The 19,623-nt window shown below is 71.0% G+C and carries 14 protein-coding genes and 1 tRNA gene; 7 read left to right on the forward strand and 8 right to left on the reverse strand.

Annotated elements, in window-relative coordinates; all coding sequences use genetic code 11:
• Positions 1–13: 13 nt before the first annotated feature.
• A complete protein-coding gene (gene cydD, locus AB0I83_RS13210) occupies positions 14–3,619 on the forward strand; it encodes a thiol reductant ABC exporter subunit CydD (protein WP_363304609.1) in 3,606 nt (1,201 codons plus the stop codon).
• Positions 3,620–3,856: 237 nt separating this feature from the next.
• Positions 3,857–5,563: a GAF domain-containing protein gene (locus AB0I83_RS13215; protein WP_363304610.1), complete on the forward strand. Its 1,707-nt coding sequence runs from the start codon at positions 3,857–3,859 to the stop codon at positions 5,561–5,563.
• A gap of 6 nt (positions 5,564–5,569) precedes the next feature.
• Here the strand turns inward: AB0I83_RS13215 and AB0I83_RS13220 are convergent, their stop codons facing one another.
• The 4 genes from AB0I83_RS13220 to AB0I83_RS13235 form a co-directional block, all read right to left on the reverse strand.
• Complete coding sequence (locus AB0I83_RS13220; protein ID WP_356535428.1) at positions 5,570–6,412, reverse strand: Cof-type HAD-IIB family hydrolase; 843 nt, start codon at positions 6,410–6,412, stop codon at positions 5,570–5,572.
• A gap of 154 nt (positions 6,413–6,566) precedes the next feature.
• On the reverse strand, positions 6,567–7,478 hold the full coding sequence (locus AB0I83_RS13225) for an LLM class flavin-dependent oxidoreductase (protein ID WP_363304611.1): 912 nt from the start codon (positions 7,476–7,478) through the stop codon (positions 6,567–6,569).
• A gap of 55 nt (positions 7,479–7,533) precedes the next feature.
• The gene (locus AB0I83_RS13230) at positions 7,534–8,076 is read right to left on the reverse strand and encodes an RNA 2'-phosphotransferase (RefSeq protein ID WP_363304612.1); all 543 of its coding nucleotides are present in this window, start codon (positions 8,074–8,076) and stop codon (positions 7,534–7,536) included.
• Between the two features lie 341 nt (positions 8,077–8,417).
• On the reverse strand, positions 8,418–10,199 hold the full coding sequence (locus tag AB0I83_RS13235; RefSeq protein WP_363304613.1) for an SDR family oxidoreductase: 1,782 nt from the start codon (positions 10,197–10,199) through the stop codon (positions 8,418–8,420).
• 269 nt (positions 10,200–10,468) lie between these two features.
• Between AB0I83_RS13235 and AB0I83_RS13240 the strand changes: the two genes are divergently transcribed.
• The 5 genes from AB0I83_RS13240 to AB0I83_RS13260 all read left to right on the forward strand — a co-directional run bounded on the left by AB0I83_RS13240 (position 10,469) and on the right by AB0I83_RS13260 (position 14,433).
• Positions 10,469–11,443, forward strand: a complete 975-nt coding sequence (locus tag AB0I83_RS13240; protein ID WP_356535476.1) for an ABC transporter ATP-binding protein — start codon at positions 10,469–10,471, stop codon at positions 11,441–11,443.
• Positions 11,433–12,341, forward strand: a complete 909-nt coding sequence (locus AB0I83_RS13245; RefSeq protein ID WP_356535432.1) for an ABC transporter permease — start codon at positions 11,433–11,435, stop codon at positions 12,339–12,341. The genes AB0I83_RS13240 and AB0I83_RS13245 overlap by 11 nt, the downstream gene beginning before the upstream one ends.
• Positions 12,338–13,249 carry an ABC transporter ATP-binding protein gene (locus AB0I83_RS13250; protein WP_356535433.1) on the forward strand — a complete coding sequence of 304 codons (912 nt, stop codon included), beginning with the start codon at positions 12,338–12,340 and terminating at the stop codon, positions 13,247–13,249. Before AB0I83_RS13245 ends, AB0I83_RS13250 begins: the two co-directional genes overlap by 4 nt.
• A gap of 30 nt (positions 13,250–13,279) precedes the next feature.
• Positions 13,280–13,999, forward strand: coding sequence for an ABC transporter permease (locus AB0I83_RS13255; RefSeq protein ID WP_363304614.1), 720 nt, complete (start codon positions 13,280–13,282; stop codon positions 13,997–13,999).
• A 348-nt stretch (positions 14,000–14,347) separates the two neighbouring features.
• A tRNA-Ser gene (locus AB0I83_RS13260) sits at positions 14,348–14,433 on the forward strand.
• Between the two features lie 111 nt (positions 14,434–14,544).
• Here AB0I83_RS13260 and AB0I83_RS13265 read toward each other — a convergent pair.
• From AB0I83_RS13265 to efeB, 4 genes are all read right to left on the reverse strand, one after another.
• Entirely contained in the window at positions 14,545–15,360 is an 816-nt protein-coding gene (locus AB0I83_RS13265) for an HAD family hydrolase (protein ID WP_363304615.1), read from the reverse strand.
• Positions 15,357–16,634: a serine--tRNA ligase gene (gene serS / locus AB0I83_RS13270; protein ID WP_356841096.1), complete on the reverse strand. Its 1,278-nt coding sequence runs from the start codon at positions 16,632–16,634 to the stop codon at positions 15,357–15,359. The genes AB0I83_RS13265 and serS overlap by 4 nt, the downstream gene beginning before the upstream one ends.
• Positions 16,635–17,338: 704 nt before the next feature.
• A complete protein-coding gene (gene pheA / locus AB0I83_RS13275) occupies positions 17,339–18,274 on the reverse strand; it encodes a prephenate dehydratase (RefSeq protein ID WP_356535437.1) in 936 nt (311 codons plus the stop codon).
• A gap of 39 nt (positions 18,275–18,313) precedes the next feature.
• Positions 18,314–19,546 (reverse strand): iron uptake transporter deferrochelatase/peroxidase subunit, encoded by a 1,233-nt coding sequence (gene efeB / locus AB0I83_RS13280; RefSeq protein WP_363304645.1) that lies wholly within the window; start codon positions 19,544–19,546, stop codon positions 18,314–18,316.
• Between the last annotated feature and the right edge of the window lie 77 nt (positions 19,547–19,623).

Below are 19,623 nucleotides of genomic sequence, written 5' to 3' on the forward strand. Positions count from 1 at the left end.
GGAGCTGTTTCACGTGAAACCGATAGACCCTCGCCTGCTCCGGTACGCCCGTGCCACGCGCTTCTTCCTGGCGGCCGTGGTGGCACTCGGACTGGTCGGAGCGGCGTTGGTCATCGCCCAGGCCATGCTCTTGGCCGAAGTGGTGGTGGGCGGGTTCGAGGACGGGCTGACCGCTGCCGGGCTCCGGACGCCGCTGCTCCTGCTGGCCGGTGTCGCCCTGGGCCGGGCCCTCGTGGCCTGGCTGACCGAGCTGGCGGCGTACCGGGCGAGTGCGGCGGTCAAGTCCGAACTGCGGGGCCGGCTCATGGACCGGGCGGCGGCGCTGGGGCCGGGCTGGCTGAGCGGGCACCGGACCGGTTCGCTGGTGGCGCTGGCGACCCGGGGTGTCGACGCGCTCGACGACTACTTCTCGCGCTATCTCCCCCAGCTCGGGCTGGCGGTCGTGGTGCCGGTGGCGGTACTCGCCAGGATCGTCACCGAGGACTGGGTCTCGGCGGCGATCATCGTCGTCACGCTGCCGCTCATTCCGCTCTTCATGATTCTCATCGGATGGGCCACCCGGTCCCGGATGGACCGTCAGTGGCGGCTGCTGTCCCGGCTTTCCGGACACTTTCTCGACGTGGTCGCCGGGCTGCCGACGCTGAAGGTCTTCGGGCGGGCGAAGGCCCAGGCCGAGTCGATCCGCACGATCACTTCCCAGTACCGCACTGCGACGCTGAAGACCCTTCGGATTGCATTCCTGTCCTCCTTCGCCCTGGAGCTGCTGGCGACCCTTTCCGTGGCACTGGTCGCGGTGACGATCGGGATGCGGCTCGTCCACGGAGAGCTCGATCTCTACACGGGGCTCGTGGTCCTCATCCTCGCTCCGGAGGCCTATCTCCCGATCCGCCAGGTCGGCGCCCAGTACCACGCGGCGGCGGAAGGGCTCTCTGCGGCGGACGAGATCTTCGCGGTGCTGGAGACCGAGCCCGACCCCGGCGGCACCCAGGACGTGCCCGACTCGCTGCGGCTGGAGCTGGAGGGGGTGACGGTACGGCACCCCGGCCGCAGCGAGCCCTCGCCGGCCGGCGCTTCGCTCGTCGTCGAGCCGGGGGAGACCGTCGCCCTGGTCGGCCCGAGCGGGGTCGGCAAGTCCACGCTGCTCGACGTGGTGCTCGGCTTCAAGGTGCCCGACGAGGGGCGGGTACGGGTCGGGGGTACCGATCTCCGGGCCCTGGCCCCCGAGCGCTGGCGCGAGCGGATCGCCTGGGTTCCGCAACGGCCGCACCTCTTCGCCGGGACGATCGCCGAGAACGTGCGGCTGGCCCGCCCGGACGCGGACGACGAGGCCGTCATGGCGGCGCTGCGTGAGGCGGGCGCCTACGACTTCGTGGCATCGCTGCCGGACGGCGCGAGCACGCCGCTCGGCGAGGACGGCGCCGGACTGTCCGCGGGGCAGCGCCAACGTCTGTCCCTGGCGAGGGCGTTCCTCGCGGACCGGCCACTGCTGCTGCTCGACGAGCCGACGGCGAGTCTGGACGGCGAGACGGAGGCCGGGATCGTCGACGCCGTACGGAGACTGGCCACGGGCCGCACCGTGCTGCTGGTGGTCCACCGGCCGGCGCTGCTCTCGGTCGCGGATCGCGTGGTGTCGCTGGAGCCGCGCGCGCTGGTTCCGGCGGGTGCGGGGCACGGGGCGGCGGATCGGGCGCACCCGGAGGAGCCCGGTGCGATCCGTACGAGAGGCACCGCCGACCGGGTCGGGCCGCCGGACGCGGGCGGTCGGCGTGTCGCCGACCAGCGCGGGCCGGCCGCCGGGGAGCCCGCGCCGCTCAGGGAGACAGCCCCCAGAACCGGTGGCCGGGTGCTCGCGCGGGTGCGGGAGGCAGCCGGTTCACAGCAGCGGAAACTGGGCCTGGCGCTGCTGCTCGGCAGCCTTGCCGTGGGCTCGTCCGTCGGGCTCATGGCGGTCTCCGGATGGCTGATCTCGCGGGCCTCGGAGCAGCCCCCGGTGCTCTATCTGATGGTCGCCGTCACCGCGACGCGGGCCTTCGGTATCGGCCGCGCCGTCTTCCGGTACGCAGAGCGGCTGGTCTCCCACGACGCGGTGCTGAGGATGCTCGCGGAGCTCAGGGTCGCCGTGTACCGCGGGCTGGAGCGCGTCGCGCCCGCGGGGCTGCGGACGACGCGACGGGGCGACCTGCTGTCCCGGCTGGTCGCCGACGTGGACGCGCTGCAGGACTACTGGCTGCGCTGGCTCCTGCCCGCCGGGACCGCGCTCGCGGTCGGGGTCGCGGCCGTCGGGTTCACAGGCCTTCTGCTCCCGGAGGCGGGCGCGGTCCTCGCGGCCGGGCTGCTCCTCGCCGGAGTCGCGGTGCCGTGGCTGAGCGGTGCCTGCGCCCGGCGCGCCGAGCGCCAACTGGCTCCCGCACGGGCCGCGCTGGCTGTCCGGGTCGCCGATCTGCTCGGCGGGACGGCGGAGCTGACGGTCGCGGGTGCGTTGCCCGCCCGCCGGCATCAGGTGCGTGCGGCCGACACCGTTCTCACCCGGATCTCCTCGCGTGCCGCGACCGCGACCGCGCTCGGCGGCGGGCTGTCCGCCCTGGTCTGCGGGCTCACCGTGGTGGGCGCGGCGATCGTCGCACTGCCCGCGGTGTACGACGGGCGGCTGGCGGGTGTGGAGCTCGCCGTCGTCGTCCTCACTCCGCTCGCGGCGTTCGAGGCCGTGGCGGGGCTGCCGCTCGCCGTGCAGTACCGCCGGCGGGTCGAGCGGAGTGCGGAGCGCGTCTTCGAGGTGCTCGACGCTCCCGTGCCGGTCGAGGACCCCGCCGTACCGGCCGAGGCGCCCGCCTCGCCCTTCCCGCTTCACGTCCGGGGGCTGTCGGCCCGGTACGAGGGCGCGGAGCGGGACGCCCTGCACTCGGTCGGTCTGACACTGGTTCCCGGCAAGCGGGTGGCCGTGGTGGGCCAGTCCGGTTCGGGAAAGACGACGCTCGCACAGGTCCTGCTCCGCTTCCTCGACGCGAGGGAGGGGACGTACAGCCTCGGCGGGGTCGAGGCGTCCGCTCTGGACGGGGACACGGTCCGCTCCTTCGTCGGGCTTTGTGCCCAGGACGCCCACGTCTTCGACAGTTCCATCCGCGAGAATCTGCGGCTCGCCCGCCCGAGCGCGACGGATGGTCAGCTGCGGGACGCGCTCGCCGGGGCCCGGCTGCTGGACTGGGCGGGTTCCCTCCCCGACGGCCTCGACACGCTGGTGGGTGAACACGGCGCCCGGCTCTCCGGCGGCCAGCGGCAGCGGCTCGCGCTGGCCCGTGCGCTCCTCGCCGACTTCCCCGTGCTCGTCCTCGACGAGCCCGCCGAACACCTGGATCTGGAGACGGCGGACGCGCTGACCGCGGATCTGCTGGCTGCCACCGAGGGGCGCACGACGGTGCTGATCACGCACCGCCTGGCCCAACTGGAGTCGGTGGACGAGGTCCTGGTGCTGGACGCGGGCCGCGTGGTGCAGCAGGGGACTTACGCCGCTCTGGTCGCACAGGACGGGCCGCTGCGCCTGATGCTCGAACGCGAACAGGACCCGGTAGGAGTGAGGGCGGGGCGATCGCTCACGCCGGAGGCGGTGTCCGTACCGAGCTGACACCGGCGACCCCTCCGCTGTCTCCTGTCATTCTCGACTTTCCCGACCATTCGCTACTCACCAAGGGCTGTCTCGCAGTCCCTGGCGGGCGCACGACGACAGCTACGGCACCTCGCCGCGTTGTCGGAACGCCCGAGTACAGCCAGTATGCAGACGTCCCTCCGCCTTGCGATGCACCGCATCTCACGCCGCGCGCTGATCCACCAGGGATTGCGGGACAGCCCTTAGGCTCGGACCATGCCCGAGCCGGATCCGAAGGACTCGCCCGAAGCCGTGCAGCGGACGGCCGGCAGGCTGCGGGAGCTCTCCGCGGAGCTGACCGCGCGTGTCCCGCAGCTGCTGGAGGCCACGAGGTCCGTCGGGACAGGCCTCGAACTCCACGCCACCCTCGAGCGGATCTGTGAGACCGCGGCCGAACTCGCCCACGCCCGCTACGCGGCCATCGGCGTGGTGGACGAGCCGGGCGAGAGCCTCCGCGATTTCATCACCCACGGGGTACCCGAGGAGACGGCCCGGGCGATCGGCCACCCACCGGACGGGCACACGGGTCTTCTGGGCGCACTCATCCAGGAAGGCGTGTCCATCCGGCTGGAGGACCTGGAGGCCGACCCGCGCTTCGTGGGCTTTCCGCCCGGGCACCCGAGGATGCGGACGTTCCTCGGGGTTCCGATCAGGGTGCAGGGCAGGATCTTCGGCAATCTCTACGTCATGGAGAAGGAGGACGGGGAGGCGTTCGGCCACGACGAACTGCACCTGCTGAGAGTGCTCGCCACGGAGGCCGGGATCGCCATCGGCCACGCACGGACGTACGACGCCGCCCGGCAGCGCGAACGCTGGATCGACGGCTCGGTCGCCGTCACCACCGCCCTGCTCTCCGGCGGGGACGCGGACGAGGCCCTGGCCGTCGTCGCCGAACAGGCGCGCCGTCTCGCCGACGCCGAAGCGGGCATCGTCCTGCTTCCGGCCGAGGAGGGCGGCCTGGAGATCGTGGCCGTCGCCGGGAACAAGCCGTCCGCCTCCCTCGGGGTGATCATTCCCCCGCACAGCCCGGTGGTGGCGGCCCTCCTCAGGGGCGAGGAGGTCTTCCTGGACGACCCGGCCACCGACCCACGCATGATCACCAGGCTTTCCGACCAGTTCGGCCCCCACATGCTGCTCCCGCTGCGCAGCGGTGGACGGGTCCTCGGTGCGCTCGCGATCCCGAGGGCTCGGGGCGGCCGTCCGTTCACGGAGACGGAAAGGACGCTGGCCGTCCACTTCGCCGCCCAGGCCGCGCTGGCGCTGAAGCTGGCCGAGGCGCAGCGGGACCGTGAGCGGCTCGCCGTGTACGAGGACCGGGACCGGATCGCCCGGGACCTCCATGACCTGGTCATCCAACGTCTGTTCGCCACCGGGATCATGCTGGAGGGCGCTCAGCGCCGCTCGGGTGTCCCCGCCGTGCGGGAAGGCGTGGGGCGGGCGGTCGACGAGCTCGATGTGACCATCCAGGAGATCCGCACCGCCATCTTCGCGCTGCAGCAGGACGCGGCCGAAGCCCCGTCAGGACTGCGGACCCGGGTGCTGCGGGAGATCAACATGGCGGCGGTGCCGCTGGGATTCAAGCCCACGCACCGATTCTTCGGCCCCGTCGACCTGCTCGTGGGCGAACTCGTCGGCAAGAACCTCATCGCGGCCCTGCGCGAGGCGCTGTCGAACACCTTCCGGCACGCGAGGGCCTCGCGCGTCGATGTGGCCGTGGACGCGACCGCCGTACTGCCGGACGGACGGGACGCGGTCCGGCTGTCGGTCGCCGACGACGGGGTGGGCATCCCGGACGGTGGACGCCGCAGCGGCCTGCGCAACCTCGCGAGGCGCGCGGAGACACTGGGCGGCGCGAGCTGGTTCGAACCCGGGGCAGGGGAGGACGGCGGCGGTACGACCGTGATCTGGCAGGTCCCGCTCTGAACCCCGTCAGCGGGTGGCGAGAATCCGCTCGATGACGGCCGCGACACCGTCCTCGTTGTTGGTGAGCGTCACACCGGTCGCGGCGGCCAGGGCCGCCGGGTGCGCGTTGCCCATGGCGAACGAGGCGCCGGCCCAGCTCAGCATCTCCACGTCGTTGGGCATGTCGCCGAACGCGACCACCTCGTCCGCGCCGATGCCGCGTTCCGCACAGCAGGCGGCGAGCGTGCCGGCCTTGGAGACCCCGAGCCCGCTCACCTCCAGCAGCGCGGTGGGGCTGGACCGGGTGAACGAGGCGCGGTCCCCGGCGGCTTCGCGGGCCAGCAGGAGGAAGGCGTCCGGGGCCAGTTCGGCGTGGTGGGCGAGCACCTTGAGGACCGGCGTTCCGGTACCCGGGGCCTCCTCGCGCAGCAGCTTCTCCGCGACGGCGACCGTGGCGCCCGGGTCCATGTGGAACGGCGGATAGGCCGGCTCGTAGTGGATGCCCGTGGTCAGTTCGACGGCGAACGAGACGCCCGGGGTGGTCTCGCGCAGGACGCGGACCACGTCGAGGGCGGCCTCGCGTTCCAGCGGGTGGACCTGGAGCAGACTGCCGTCGCGCAAGTCGGCGACCGCGGCCCCGTTCGCGCAGATCGCCATGCCGTGGCCCTGGACGTGGTCACTGACCACGTCCATCCAACGGGCCGGCCGGCCGGTGACGAAGAAGACCTCGATCCCCGCCGCTTCGGCCGCGGCCAGGGCGGCGACCGTGCGGTCCGACAGGGTCTTGTCGTCGCGCAGCAGGGTGCCGTCGAGGTCGGTGGCGATCAGCCGGGTCACGGCAGGCAGCGGGGATTCGGTAGCTGAGGTCACGCGGCCATTCTCCCGTACGGGGCCGCACGGACGTGCGCAGGGTCGCACATCTGAGAGCTGAGCCCTTGAGCTGCCGAACATACCTCCGGCATATGCCCAGGGCTCACCGGTGCCCGCTGGTGCTCACCGTGGCCGGGCACCGGCGCCGAAGGGGTCAGCCCAACTGGGCCGTGGCCTCGGTGGCGATGCGCTCGAACACCTTGTCGTCCATGTCGAAGCCGGAGTCCGGCACCGGCCAGTGCACGACGATCTCGGTGAAGCCGAGCTCGAAGTGCGTCCCCGCGAAGTCGACGAACGCGTCGAAGGACCGCAGCGGGCGGCCCGGGGTGAAACCGGTGAGCAGGATCTTGTCCAGCTCGGCAACGTCGCGGCCGACCTCCTCGCACGCCGCGCCCAGGCGGCTGATCTGGCCGCCGACGGCGGCCACGGACTGTGCTGCGGTGCCGGCCTCGTACAGCTTCGGATCTCCCGTGGTGACCCAGGCCTGGCCGTGCCGCGCCGCGAGCTTCAGTCCCCGAGGGCCGGTGGCGGCGACCGCGAAGGGCAGCCGGGGGCGCTGGACGCAGCCGGGGATGTTCCGGGCCTCGTTCGCGGCGTAGAACCGGCCCTCGTGCGTCACCGAAGGCTCCCGGAGCAGCCGGTCGAGCATCGGGACGAACTCCTCGAAGTGGTCTGCGCGCTCCCGCGGTGTCCACGGCTCCTCGCCGCTCCCGAGCAGCGTGGTGGCGTCGAAGCCGTTGCCGCCGGCGCCGATGCCGAGAGTGATCCGTCCGCCGGAGACGTCGTCCAGCGTGATGAGGTCCTTGGCCAGCGTGACCGGATGCCGGAAGTTGGGTGAGGTGACGAGGGTGCCCAGGCGCAGCCGTTCCGTGGCCGCGGCGGCGGCCGTCAGCGTCGGGACCGCCCCGAACCACGCGCCGTCGCGGAAGGTCCGCCAGGCCAGGTGGTCATAGGTGTAGGCGGCGTGGAAACCGAGTTCCTCGGCGCGTACCCACAGGGCCCGGCCGCCTTCGTGCCAGCGGTGGATGGGCAGGATCACGGTGCTCAGTCGGCGGGAGGAGGTCATGCGCAGACTCTACGGTCATGGATCGGCGGCGCCGCGCGGGTACGGGCCCGGTGCCTCAGTCGCGCAGGCGCAGGAACTCCGGCGGTACGTGGCCGGTGAGCCACACCCCGTTGGCACTGACGTGGAAGAGGTGCCCCGCCCGGTGCATGGCTCCGGCGTCCACGGCCAGTACGACCGGAACGCCGCGCCTGGCGCCGACGCGTACGGCCGTGGCACGGTCGGGCGAGAGGTGGACGTGATGGCGGGCCATGGGACGCAGCCCCTCCGCGCGGATGGTGTGGAGCGTCCTCGCCACGGTGCCGTGGTACAGGTGAGTGGGCGGTTCGGCCGCCGGCAGGCCGAGGTCGACCGGGACGGTGTGGCCCTGACTGGCCCGGATGCGGTCTCCGGCAATGGTGAAGCGCTGCTTGTCGTTGACCGCGACGACGTGGTCGAGCTCGGCCCGGGTGAACGAGAACCCGTGGTCCGCGCAGGCCCGCAGCAGCTCGTCCACGGGCACCCATCCGTGGGGATCGAGGGTGATTCCGATCCGGTCCGGCTCATGCCGCAGGTGCTTCGACAGGTATTTGGAGACCTTGACGGTTCGTCTCTCGTCCACCCGGTCAGAGTGCCCGCGTCGGACCGGGTGGCGCACCTGGATTTCACTGCCCGATCGTGGAATTCACTGCTGCCGACAGGTTTGATCCACAGCCAACTCGCCTTATCCACAGGCATTTTGGTCTTCCTGTGGACAAGAGTCCTACGATAAAAGGCTTTTGGGCAACTATGCTGATGAATGAGGCGTGATGTGACTGGGGGGATGGTTCGTGCCGCTCAAAGGCGTTGGGCCAGAGCCGATTTGCTGAACACAGCTCAGTGACAGCGGGGTTGTACGACGGGGCGCCAACCAGACCTCATCCAGGCCCGGATGGCACCCACCGTGCCGAACTCCGATTCTGCTCAGAGCGGGGGCTTCACCCTGGCCACCCCGCGCCGTATCCGAGGGCTGACCCTGGAGAGCAGCCGGGCACCGCGCGCCTCGGGGGTCACCGGTACCACCGCGCGATCGTGTACGACCGCCTTCATGATGGCGTGGGCGACCTTCTCCGCAGGGTAGTTACGGATCGCGTACAGCCGGCCCGTCCGCTTCCGCAGACGGAGCTCCTCCGACTCGTCGGCTCCGGCGAAGTGCGCCGTGGAGGTGATGTCGGTGTTGATGAAGCCCGGACAGACCGCGCTGACCCCGATCGCCCGTTCGGCGAGTTCGGCCCGCAGGCACTCGCTGAGCATCAGCACCGCCGCCTTGGAGGTGCTGTACGCGGGCAGCGCGCGGGAGGGCTGGTAGGCAGCCGCGGAGGCGACGTTGACGATGTGTCCCCCCTGCCCTCGATCGGCCATCTGCCTGCCGAAGAACCGGCACCCGTGGATGACTCCCCACAGGTTGACGTCGAGGACGTTGTGCCAGTCCTCACTCGTGGTCTCGAGGAACGAACCGGACAGCCCGATACCGGCGTTGTTCACCAGTACGTCCACCACGCCGTACTCCGCGGCGACCCTTTCCGCGAGCTTCTCCATCGCCTGTTCGTCGCCCACGTCCACGACTTCGCTCCAGGCCCCGGGTGCGCCGATCAGCCTTGCCGTCTCGGCGGTTCGGGCCGCGCCCTCCGCGTCGCGGTCCACGGCCACCACTCGTGCGCCCGCCTCGGCGAACGACAGCGCCGTGGCCCGCCCGATGCCGCGTGCCGCACCGGTCACCAGGACCAACTGCCCTCCGAAACGGTCCGCATGGGCCCCCGTGGCCACGGTGTCCGTCACGGCGGCGTCGCCGGTCAGGTCTCCGCCGGGCGCCTCCACCGCCGTCACGAACTCACTGATCCAGGCGCACAGCTGATCAGGCCTGGTGCGCGGCACCCAGTGCTTCGCGGGCAGAGTGCGGCGCACCAGATCGGGTACCCAGGCGTCGAGGCCGTCGTAGAGGACCGGTGAGAGGAAGGCGTCCCCGGTCGGAGTGATCAGCTGGACCGGCACGTGGGCGTACGCGTCCTGACGTGGCCGGCGCAGGCGGGACCGGATGTTGTCGCGGTAGAGCCAGGCGCCGTGCGCGGCGTCCTGCGGGAGTGAGGCCGTCGGATACCCGTCCGCCGGCACCTTCTCCATCCGCCGCAGTATGCGCGGCCACTGCCTGCCGAGCGGCCCGCGCCAGGCAAGCTCGGGCAGGACCGGTGTGTGCAGGGCGTACACGTACCAGGACTTCGCGCCCTGGCCCAGCAACTGCCCGATCCGGCGGGGACTCGGGCGGGCCGTCCGCTGTTTGATCCAGTGCCCGAAGTGGTCCAGTGACGGGCCGGAGATCGAAGTGAAGGAGGCCAAGCGGCCCTTGGTCCGCTCCACCGTGGCGAACTCCCACGACTGCACGGAGCCCCAGTCGTGTCCGACGACATGGACCGGCCGGTCCGGACTGACCGCGTCGACGACAGCCAGGAAGTCGTCGGTCAGCTTCTCCAGCGTGAAGCCCCCTCGCAGTGGCCTGGGCGCCGTCGATCTGCCGTGGCCGCGCACGTCGTACAGCACCACGTGCCAGTGCTCGGCCAGGCGTCCGGCCACCTCGGACCAGACCTCCTTGCTGTCCGGATAGCCGTGCACCAGCACGATCGTCGGCTGTGCCGCATCCCCCAACTCGGCTACACACAGCTCGATACCGCCCGTACGCACCCAGCGCTCGCGCGCGCCTCGCAGATCCACGCCGCCTCCTCTTCCGTGTCGACGTCGCGGTACGCGTCCGTAACGTGACACCGCTGAATGTGGCAACCCACGGGTGATCGCGTCAAGGGGTACCCCTTACCTGTGGAAACCGCGGACTCCTCCCTCGTGGGGTCGCCCCTACGGGCCCGTACGCCTGGAGGCGGACGCGGATGCAACCGTCTGGGCTGACGACTCCGGTGGCGCGCGCCACTACCTTCGAACACGTGACTGTGATCGCAACCGAAAGCCTGAGCAAGCGGTTCCCGAGGGTGACCGCGCTTGACCGGCTCTCCCTGGACATCGGACCGGGCGTAACCGGCCTGGTGGGTTCCAACGGGGCCGGCAAGTCCACATTGATCAAGATCCTGTTGGGTCTGTCCCCCGCCACCGAGGGCCGGGCCGCGGTGCTCGGGCTCGACGTCGCCACGGAAGGCGCCGCCATCCGGGAGCGGGTCGGATACATGCCCGAGCACGACTGCCTGCCTCCCGACGTCTCGGCCACCGAGTTCGTCGTCCACATGGCGCGGATGTCCGGACTGCCGCCGACCGCGGCACGTGAGCGCACCGCGGACACCCTGCGGCACGTCGGGCTGTACGAGGAGCGGTACCGCCCCATCGGCGGTTACTCGACCGGCATGAAGCAGCGGGTGAAGCTCGCCCAGGCACTGGTCCACGACCCGAAGCTGGTCCTTCTCGACGAGCCCACCAACGGCCTGGACCCGGTCGGCCGCGACGAGATGCTCGGCCTGATCCGCCGCGTCCACACCGATTTCGGTATCTCGGTGCTGGTCACGTCGCATCTTCTGGGCGAGCTCGAGCGGACCTGCGACCACGTGGTCGTCATCGACGGCGGTGCCCTGCTCCGTTCGAGCTCGACCAGCGACTTCACGCAGACCACCACCACGCTGGCCGTCGAGGTGACCGACAGCGACGAACACCCCGACGGCACGGACGCGCTGCGCGAGGTCCTCACCAGGGCAGGGACCAAGCTCGTGGGCCACGACGGGCTCGACGCCGAGGGCCTGCCGGGAGCGGGACACATCCTCCTGGTGGAGGCGACGGGCGAGGAGACCTACGACCTGGTCCGCGACAGTGTCGCCGGGCTCGGACTCGGGCTCATCCGGATGGAACAGCGGCGCCACCGCATCGCCGAGGTCTTCCGCGCCGAGGAGGCCCCCAGGACGATCCCGGCCGGTACCGCCGGCGTCGTACAGCAGAAGGGGAGCGGTGACGATGAGCTCTGAGACCGGAACCGTTGCCGGGAGCGAAACCTCCCGCATCCACAACATCGGATACCGCTCCTACGACGGAGCCCGACTGGGCCGGGCCTACGCCCGCCGCTCGCTCTACTCGCAGTCCCTGCGGGGCTCCTTCGGGCTGGGCAGGTCCGCCAAGTCCAAGGTGCTGCCGATGCTCCTGTGCGGGGTGATGTGCCTGGTTGCGCTGATCCTCGTCGCGGTCGCCATCGCCACGCCCGCGATGACGAAGCTCCCCATCAAGTACACGGACTTCGCGATCTACCTGCAGGCCGTGATCGGACTGTTCATCGCCTCCCAGGCGCCGCAGTCCGTGTCCAGGGACCTCCGTTTCAAGAGCGTTCCGCTGTACTTCTCGCGCCCGATCGAGCGGGTCGACTACGTCGTCGCCAAGTGCGCCGCCATGGCGTCCGCACTGCTCATCCTCACCGGTCTTCCCCTCGTCATCCTCTACGCGGGCTCACTGCTCGCGAAGTTCGACTTCGCCGACCAGACCAAGGGCTTCGGGCAGGGGCTGGCCTCGGTGGCGCTGCTCTCCGTGCTGTTCGCCGGGCTCGGGCTCGTCGTCGCCGCCCTGACACCCCGCCGGGGCTTCGGCGTCGCCGCGGTGATCGCGGTCCTGACCATCAGCTACGGCGCGGTCTCCACGGTCCAGGCCATCGCCTGGGAGACGGGCTCGACCGGTGCCATCACCTGGCTGGGGCTCTTCTCGCCCATCACGCTGATCGACGGGGTCCAGACCGCCTTCCTCGGCGCCGTCTCCGCCTTCCCCGGCGGTGAGGGGCCCGGCCCCGCCGCCGGTGTGGTCTATCTGATCGTTGTTCTCGCGCTCGTCGCCGGCTCGTACGCCGTACTGATGCGCCGCTACCGGAGGGTCGGGCTGTGACCACCATCGAGATCGACCACACCTCCCGCTGGTTCGGCAACGTGGTCGCCGTCAACGACGTCAGCATGACCGTGGGCCCCGGGGTCACCGGGCTGCTGGGCCCCAACGGAGCCGGAAAGTCCACGCTGATCAACATGATGGCCGGTTTCCTCGCGCCGTCGACCGGCGAGGTGACGCTCGACGGCAGGAGGATCTGGCGCAACGAGTCGGTCTACAAGTCGATCGGGATCGTGCCGGAGCGGGAGGGCATGTACGACTTCCTGACCGGCCGCGAGTTCGTCGTCGCCAACGCGGAGCTGCACGGGCTGGGCGACGCGGCCGCGGCCGCTGCACTGGCCACGGTCCAGATGGAGTACGCCCAGGACCGCAAGATCTCGACGTACAGCAAGGGCATGCGCCAGCGCGTGAAGATGGCGTCCGCCCTCGTCCACGACCCCTCGGTGCTGCTCCTGGACGAGCCGTTCAACGGGATGGACCCTCGGCAGCGGATGCAGCTGATGGAGCTGCTGCGCCGGATGGGCGCGGAGGGCCGCACGGTCCTCTTCTCCTCCCACATCCTGGAGGAGGTCGAGCAGCTCGCCTCGCACATCGAGGTGGTCGTCGCGGGCCGGCACGCCGCGTCCGGTGACTTCCGCAAGATCCGCCGGCTGATGACGGACCGGCCGCACCGCTATCTCGTGCGGTCCAGCGACGACCGTGCGCTCGCCGCGGCGCTCATCGCGGACCCCTCCACGGCGGGCATCGAGGTCGATCTGACGGAGCGGGCCCTGCGCATCCAGGCGGTCGACTTCGGACGCTTCACCACGCTGCTTCCGAGGGTCGCGCGTGAGCACGGCATCCGGCTGCTGACCGTCTCCCCGTCCGACGAGTCCCTCGAATCGGTCTTTTCCTATCTCGTAGCGGCCTGAGTAGTGGCCTGAAAGGAGCTGTGAAGCGTCATGTACGACCCCACAGTCGCCCGGCTCACCTACCGGGCCCTGCTCGGCCGGCGCCGGGCCGCCATCCTGTTCGTCCTGCCGGTCCTGCTGGTGGTCATCGCCGTCGCGGTGCGGGCGTTCGCCGGAGCCGACGACGGCGTGGCCTCCGGTGTGCTGGGCGGCTTCGCCATCGCCACGATGGTGCCGCTGATCGGTGTCATCGCGGGGACCGGAGCCATCGGTCCCGAGATCGACGACGGCTCCATCGTCTACCTGCTGGCCAAGCCGGTGAAGCGGCCCACCATCATCTTCACCAAGCTCATCGTGGCCGTCGGTGTGACGATGCTGTTCTCCGCGCTGCCGACGCTGATCGCGGGCGTGATCCTCAACGGCAACGGCGGGCAGATCGCCGTCGCCTACACGGTCGCGGCCCTGGTCGCCTCGATCGCGTACAGCGCGCTGTTCCTGCTGCTCGGTACGGTCAGCCGGCACGCCGTGGTCCTCGGCCTGGTGTACGCGCTGGTGTGGGAGGCCCTGTTCGGCAGTCTGGTACCGGGCGCGCGGACGCTCAGCGTTCAGCAGTGGGCCCTCGCGGTGGCGGAGAAGGTCGCAGGGGAGGGACTGATCACCTCGGACGTCGGCCTGCCGCTCGCGGCCGTCCTGCTGGCCGGTGTCACGGTGGTGGCCACGTGGTACGCGGGCCAGAAGCTGCGCGCGCTGAAACTCGCCGGCGAGGAGTGACAACCGGAACCCGCGCAACCCCCGCCCGGTGGGCGGGGGTTGTCCCATGTGCGGCGGGTTGACGGCGCGACCTGCCGCGGTCGCCGGCCCGCCGTCAGGAGGTGCCCGGCCGTCGGGCACGGCCCGGTGGAACGGGTGGCCCCCGGCGGGCGTCCTCCGGCACAGTCGCGGGGACGGCGCCGCCGAGTACCGGGAGAGGAGCGCGGCGATGACCAGCAGTCCGAGTCCGTCACGCTCCCGGCAGGGTGGTCAGCGGCCGGCACCACGGTAGCCTCATCAGCTGCCCGTGGCGCCGCTGAGCAGGACCCCCGGGCGGCCCTTCGCGCGCATCGCGCGCGGCCACCTCCCGGAGGATCGGCCGAGTGGTAAGGCAGCGGCCTGCTGAGCCGTCGTCGGGGCGCACCCCCGCGCGCGTTCGATCCGCGCATCCTCCGCAGCACCTGGAAACACCCCGCAGGCAGCCCGGCGGACCTGAACGCGCGGGCCGTGGGGACCGGAACCGTGTCCGCACGGGCCGTCGTGACCTCCCGGCCGCGCGCGCCGCGCTACGCGCGCGAGGCCGTCCGCAGCAGTTCCTCCAGCACGACCGCGATGCCGTCGTGCTCGTTCGACGCGGTGATCTCGTGTGCCACCGCCTTCAGTTCGTCGTGCGCGTTGGCCATGGCCACGCCGTGCCGCGCCCAGCCGAACATGGGGATGTCGTTCGGCATGTCACCGAACGCCAGCGTGTCCGACGCCTTGAGCCTGAGACGGCGGGCGGCGAGCGAGAGCCCGGTCGCCTTGCTCAGTCCCAGGGGCAGGATCTCCACGACACCGGGGCCCGCCATGACCACGTTCACCAGGCTGCCGACGGCCTGGCGCGCGGTCCGGGCCAGCGTGTCGTCGTCCAGCTCGGGGTGCTGTATGTAGACCTTGTTCAGCGGAGCGGTCCACATCTCGGCGGGGTCGTCCATGCGGACGGCGGGAAGCGGTCCCTCCTGCACCCGGTAGCCCGGCCCGACCAGCACCTCGCCCTCGAGTCCGTCACGGCTCGCCGCCAGTGCCAGCGGACCGACCTCCGCCTCGATCTTGGACAGCGCGAGCCCCGCGAGCTGCCGGTCCAGGGTGAGGGAGGTCAGCAGCTTGTGCTCGCCCGCGTGGTAGACCTGCGCACCCTGGCCGCACACCGCGAGCCCCTGATAGCCCAGGTCGTCCAGGATGTGCCGGGTCCACGGCACCGCGCGTCCGGTGACGACGATGTGGGCGGCGCCGGCGGCCGTCACCGCGGCCAGCGCCTCCCGGGTGCGCTCGGACACCGTGTGGTCGTCACGCAGCAGGGTGCCGTCGAGATCGGTCGCGACGAGCTTGTAGGAGAAGGTCACTTGGAGACCGGCTCCAGCAGCTCGCGCCCGCCCAGGTACGGACGGAGGAGCTCGGGCACCCGCACCGAGCCGTCGGGCAGCTGGTGGTTCTCCAGGATCGCCACGATCGTGCGCGGTACGGCGCAGAGGGTGCCGTTCAGCGTCGCCAGCGGCTGCACCTTCTTGCCGTCCCGCATACGTACGGAGAGCCGCCGCGCCTGGAAACCGTCGCAGTTCGACGCGGAGGTCAGCTCGCGGTACTTGCCCTGGGTCGGGATCCACGCCTCGCAGTCGAACTTCCGCGAGGCCGAGGCGCCCAGGTCGCCGGTGGCCACGTCGATCACCTGGAACGGCAGCTCCAGGCCGGTGAGCCACTGCTTCTCCCAGTCGAGGAGCCTGCGGTGCTCGGCCTCGGCGTCGGCCGGGTCGACGTACGAGAACATCTCGACCTTGTCGAACTGGTGGACGCGGAAGATGCCCCGGGTGTCCTTGCCGTACGTACCCGCCTCGCGGCGGAAGCACGGTGAGTAGCCGGCGTAGCGCAGGGGCAGCTTGCCGGCGTCGATGATCTCGTCCATGTGGTACGCCGCGAGGGGGACTTCGGAGGTGCCGACGAGGTAGTAGTCGTCCTTCTCCAGGTGGTACACGTTCTCCGCGGCCTGGCCGAGGAAGCCCGTGCCCTCCATGGCGCGCGGGCGTACCAGCGCGGGGGTCAGCATGGGGACGAAGCCGGCCTCGGTGGCCTGGGCGATCGCCGCGTTGACCAGGGCGAGTTCGAGTAGCGCGCCGATGCCGGTCAGGTAGTAGAAGCGTGATCCGGAGACCTTGGCGCCGCGCTCCATGTCGATGGCGCCGAGCGCCTCGCCGAGCTCCAGGTGGTCCTTGGGCTCGAAGCCCTCCGCGCCGAAGTCACGGATCGTGCCGTGCGTCTCCAGGACGACGAAGTCCTCCTCGCCGCCGACCGGTACGTCCTCGTGGACGATGTTGCCGAGCAGCAGGAGCAGCCGCTTGGCCTCGGCGTCCGCCTCGTCCTGCGCGGCGTCGGCGGCCTTGACCTCGGTCTTGAGCCGATCGGCCTTCCCGAGGAGATCGGCGCGCTCCTCGGGGGTCGCCTTGGGGATCAGCTTGCCGAGCGACTTCTGCTCGGAGCGGAGTTCGTCGAAGCGGACGCCGGACGACCTGCGCAGCTCGTCGGCGGAGAGCAGGGCGTCGACGAGCGCGACGTCCTCTCCACGGGCGCGCTGGGAGGCGCGAACACGGTCGGGGTCCTCACGGAGCAGGCGAAGGTCAATCACCCCTCAAGGCTACCGGTGCGGGGATCCACCGCTCGAACCGATATCACCGAGCGCGGCGCTTTGCCCGAATTGCCGGAATCGACAATTCTGGGGACGGCGGTGGGTCCCGCGCGGCACGAAGATCGTCGATAACCCACCTCATTGCCGCGAAATGGGAATAAGCGCTCTCGCGGTCCGGCGCATCGCCGTTGCGCGTGGCGGGAGTTGGGGGGCACTGAAGGGGCTTCTTGTCCACAGGGGCCCGATGATCCATTCAGTTATCCACAGGCTGTGAAGAAGTTCTGTGGACATCGGAAGAGATCGTTCCGAAAACGGCATGACGGCCAACGGCGTGCGCTTCAAACCCGCTCCGTGCACTCATTCGGGTGGGTATTTCTCGTTCCAATGCGTTGATCAATGGAATGGGGCCGTCGCGGACGGGGTGTGACCCTGCGGGTGATCCGGGCGGCCTGGGGAGATTTGTCGACCATGTCGCTTTGTGGTGTCGACTTGTCCCCAGGTCGAGAGGGCACCCTGTGGATAACTTTGTGCGTAACGAGGCTCTGCGGACAGGACCGGTGCGAACGCCGGGCTGCGGGCATTCCAGGCGCCGCACCGGAACACGGCCTGTCGGCATCCGGATGCGCGCAGGCGCGTGGAGCCGGCCGGAGCCGGAACCCGTATCCGTCCGGTGCCGCGGGCTGCGGGCCGCGGCCGAGGGTGCTTCAGACCCTGCCGTCCTGGCTGCGCGCCAGCCAGTCGGACGCCTCCGTGAAGTCCGTGTCCGACGTGCCGATCCGCAGCGGGCTGACCTCTTCGGGCGTCACTCCGGCTCGTGGGTAGGACCCCAGGAACCGCACGTTCGGGCAGATCCGCTTCAGCCCCATCAGCGCCTCGCCGACCCTGCGGTCCGCGATGTGTCCTTCCGCGTCCACGGCGAAGCAGTAGTTCCCGATGCCCTCACCGGTGGGCCGCGACTGGATCAGCATCAGGTTGACCCCGCGTACGGCGAACTCCTGGAGCAGTTCGAGCAGGGCGCCCGGATGGTCGTCTCCCAGCCAGATGACCACGGAGGTCTTGTCGGCCCCCGTCGGCGCGGAGGGCCTGGCGGGCCGCCCCACCAGCACGAACCGGGTCTGGGCGTTCTCCGCGTCGTGGATCTCCGTGACCAGGGGTTCCAGCCCGTAGGTCGCCGCGGCGAACTCGCCCGCGAAGGCGGCGTCGTACCGCCCCTCCTGCACCAGCCGGGCACCGTCCGCGTTCGAGGCCGCCGACTCCCAGAGCGCGCTGGGCAGATGGGCCGCCATCCAGTTGCGTACCTGTGGCTGCGCGGCCGGGTGGGCGGTGACGGTCTTGATGTCCGACAGCTTCGTCCCGGGGCGCACCAGCAGCGCGAACGTGATGGAGAGCAGCACCTCGCGGTAGATCATCAGCGGGGAACCGCTGGTCAGCTCGTCGAGCGTGGCGCTGATCCCGCCCTCGACGGAGTTCTCGATGGGGACGAGCGCCGCCGCGGCCTCCCCGTTGCGCACCGCGTCCAGCGCGGCCGGCACCGAGACCATCGGGACGAGTTCCCTGGTGGCGGCTTCGGGGAGAGTGCGGAGGGCGACCTCGGTGAAGGTGCCTTCGGGGCCGAGGTAGGCGTAGCGCGTGGCTGACATACGGTCACCCTAATGGGCCGACGGTGGGGGCCGTGCGCCTCACGCCTCAAGCAGCCGCTGCCCCACGTACTCACCGGAAGCGGCGCCTCCGGGCACCGCGAACAGACCGCTCGCCTCGTGCCGGATGAACGGCGAGAGGGCGTCACCGCGGTCGAGTTTGCGCTGCACCGGGATGAACCCCTTGAACGGGTCGGCCTGCCAGCAGACGAAGAGCAGCCCCGCGTCCGGGGTCCCGTCGTCCGAGATGCCGTCGTGGTACGAGAACGGCCGGCGCAGCATCGCGGCGCCCCCGTTCTTCTCGGGGGAGGAGATACGCGCATGGGCGTTGCCGGGAACCAGGAGTTTGCCGTCCGCTCCCGCCTTGTCCAGGTCCATCGCCGTGGTCTCCGTGCCACCGCTCAGCGGAGCGCCGTCGGCCTTGCGCCGCCCGATGACCCGTTCCTGCCGCTCCACGGGGAGCTTCTCCCAGTCGTCGAGGAGCATCCGGATCCGCCGCACGACGGCGTACGAGCCACCCGCCATCCACGCGTACGCCGACGGTCCGCCGGACGGTACGAAGATCCGTTCGTCGAAGTCGCTCTCCGCGGGCTTCGGATTGTTGGTGCCGTCGACCTGACCCATCAGGTTGCGCGCGGTCATCGGCCGGTCGGTGGCACCCGGCGCGCGGTTGAAGCCGTTCATCTGCCAGCGCACGCGGGCGGCGGCGCCGGCCTCCTTCTGCAGCGCGCGCAGCGCGTGGAACGCGACCAGGGCGTCGTCGGCGCCGATCTGGACCCAGAGGTCGCCGTCGGACCGCTTCGCGTCGAGACGGTCCGAGGAGAAGGCGGGCAGCGGGTCCAGGACCGGCGGCCTGCGGTTGGTCAGCCCCGTGCGGTCGAAGAAGGTGCGCCCGAACCCGAACGTCACCGTCAGGGAGGACGGTCCGGCGTCCAGGGCCACACCCGTGTCGTGCTCGGTCCCGCCGTCGGCCGGCTCGCCCGCCATCAGGTGTCCGGCCACCACCGACCAGCGGCGCATCAGGGCGGCGGCCTCTTTGCGGCCGGCGCCGGGGGCGAGGTCGAAGGCGATCAGGTGCCCGCGGGCCTGAAGCGGAGTGGTGATCCCCGCTTGATGTTTCCCGTGAAACATCGCCTCGGTCGAGCCGACCGTGGTCAGCGCGGCCGGTCCCTCGTCACGGGTCGCGGCGTAACCGCCGACTCCGCCGGCCGCCCCGAGGACGAGACCTGCCGCACCGGCCGCCCCCGCACCGCCGATCAGCCGCCGCCGGGACACGGCGTCGGCGGGGCCGTCGCGACGGTCCTCGGCCGCTCGGTCCGGCCCGGTGCTGTCCTTCTTCGTGCTCACCCTGC

The sequence above is a fragment of the Streptomyces sp. NPDC049970 genome, from assembly GCF_040660235.1.
Classification (GTDB): Bacteria; Actinomycetota; Actinomycetes; order Streptomycetales; family Streptomycetaceae; genus Streptomyces.

What these genes read in the sequence shown, in the direction of transcription:
- pheA (WP_356535437.1), bottom strand. Translation starts at nt 18,274, where the DNA reads ATGTCAGCCACGCGCTACGCCTACCTCGGCCCCGAAGGCACCTTCACC.
- AB0I83_RS13215 (WP_363304610.1), top strand. Translation starts at nt 3,857, where the DNA reads ATGCCCGAGCCGGATCCGAAGGACTCGCCCGAAGCCGTGCAGCGGACG.
- AB0I83_RS13255 (WP_363304614.1), top strand. Translation starts at nt 13,280, where the DNA reads ATGTACGACCCCACAGTCGCCCGGCTCACCTACCGGGCCCTGCTCGGC.
- AB0I83_RS13245 (WP_356535432.1), top strand. Translation starts at nt 11,433, where the DNA reads ATGAGCTCTGAGACCGGAACCGTTGCCGGGAGCGAAACCTCCCGCATC.
- AB0I83_RS13225 (WP_363304611.1), bottom strand. Translation starts at nt 7,478, where the DNA reads ATGACCTCCTCCCGCCGACTGAGCACCGTGATCCTGCCCATCCACCGC.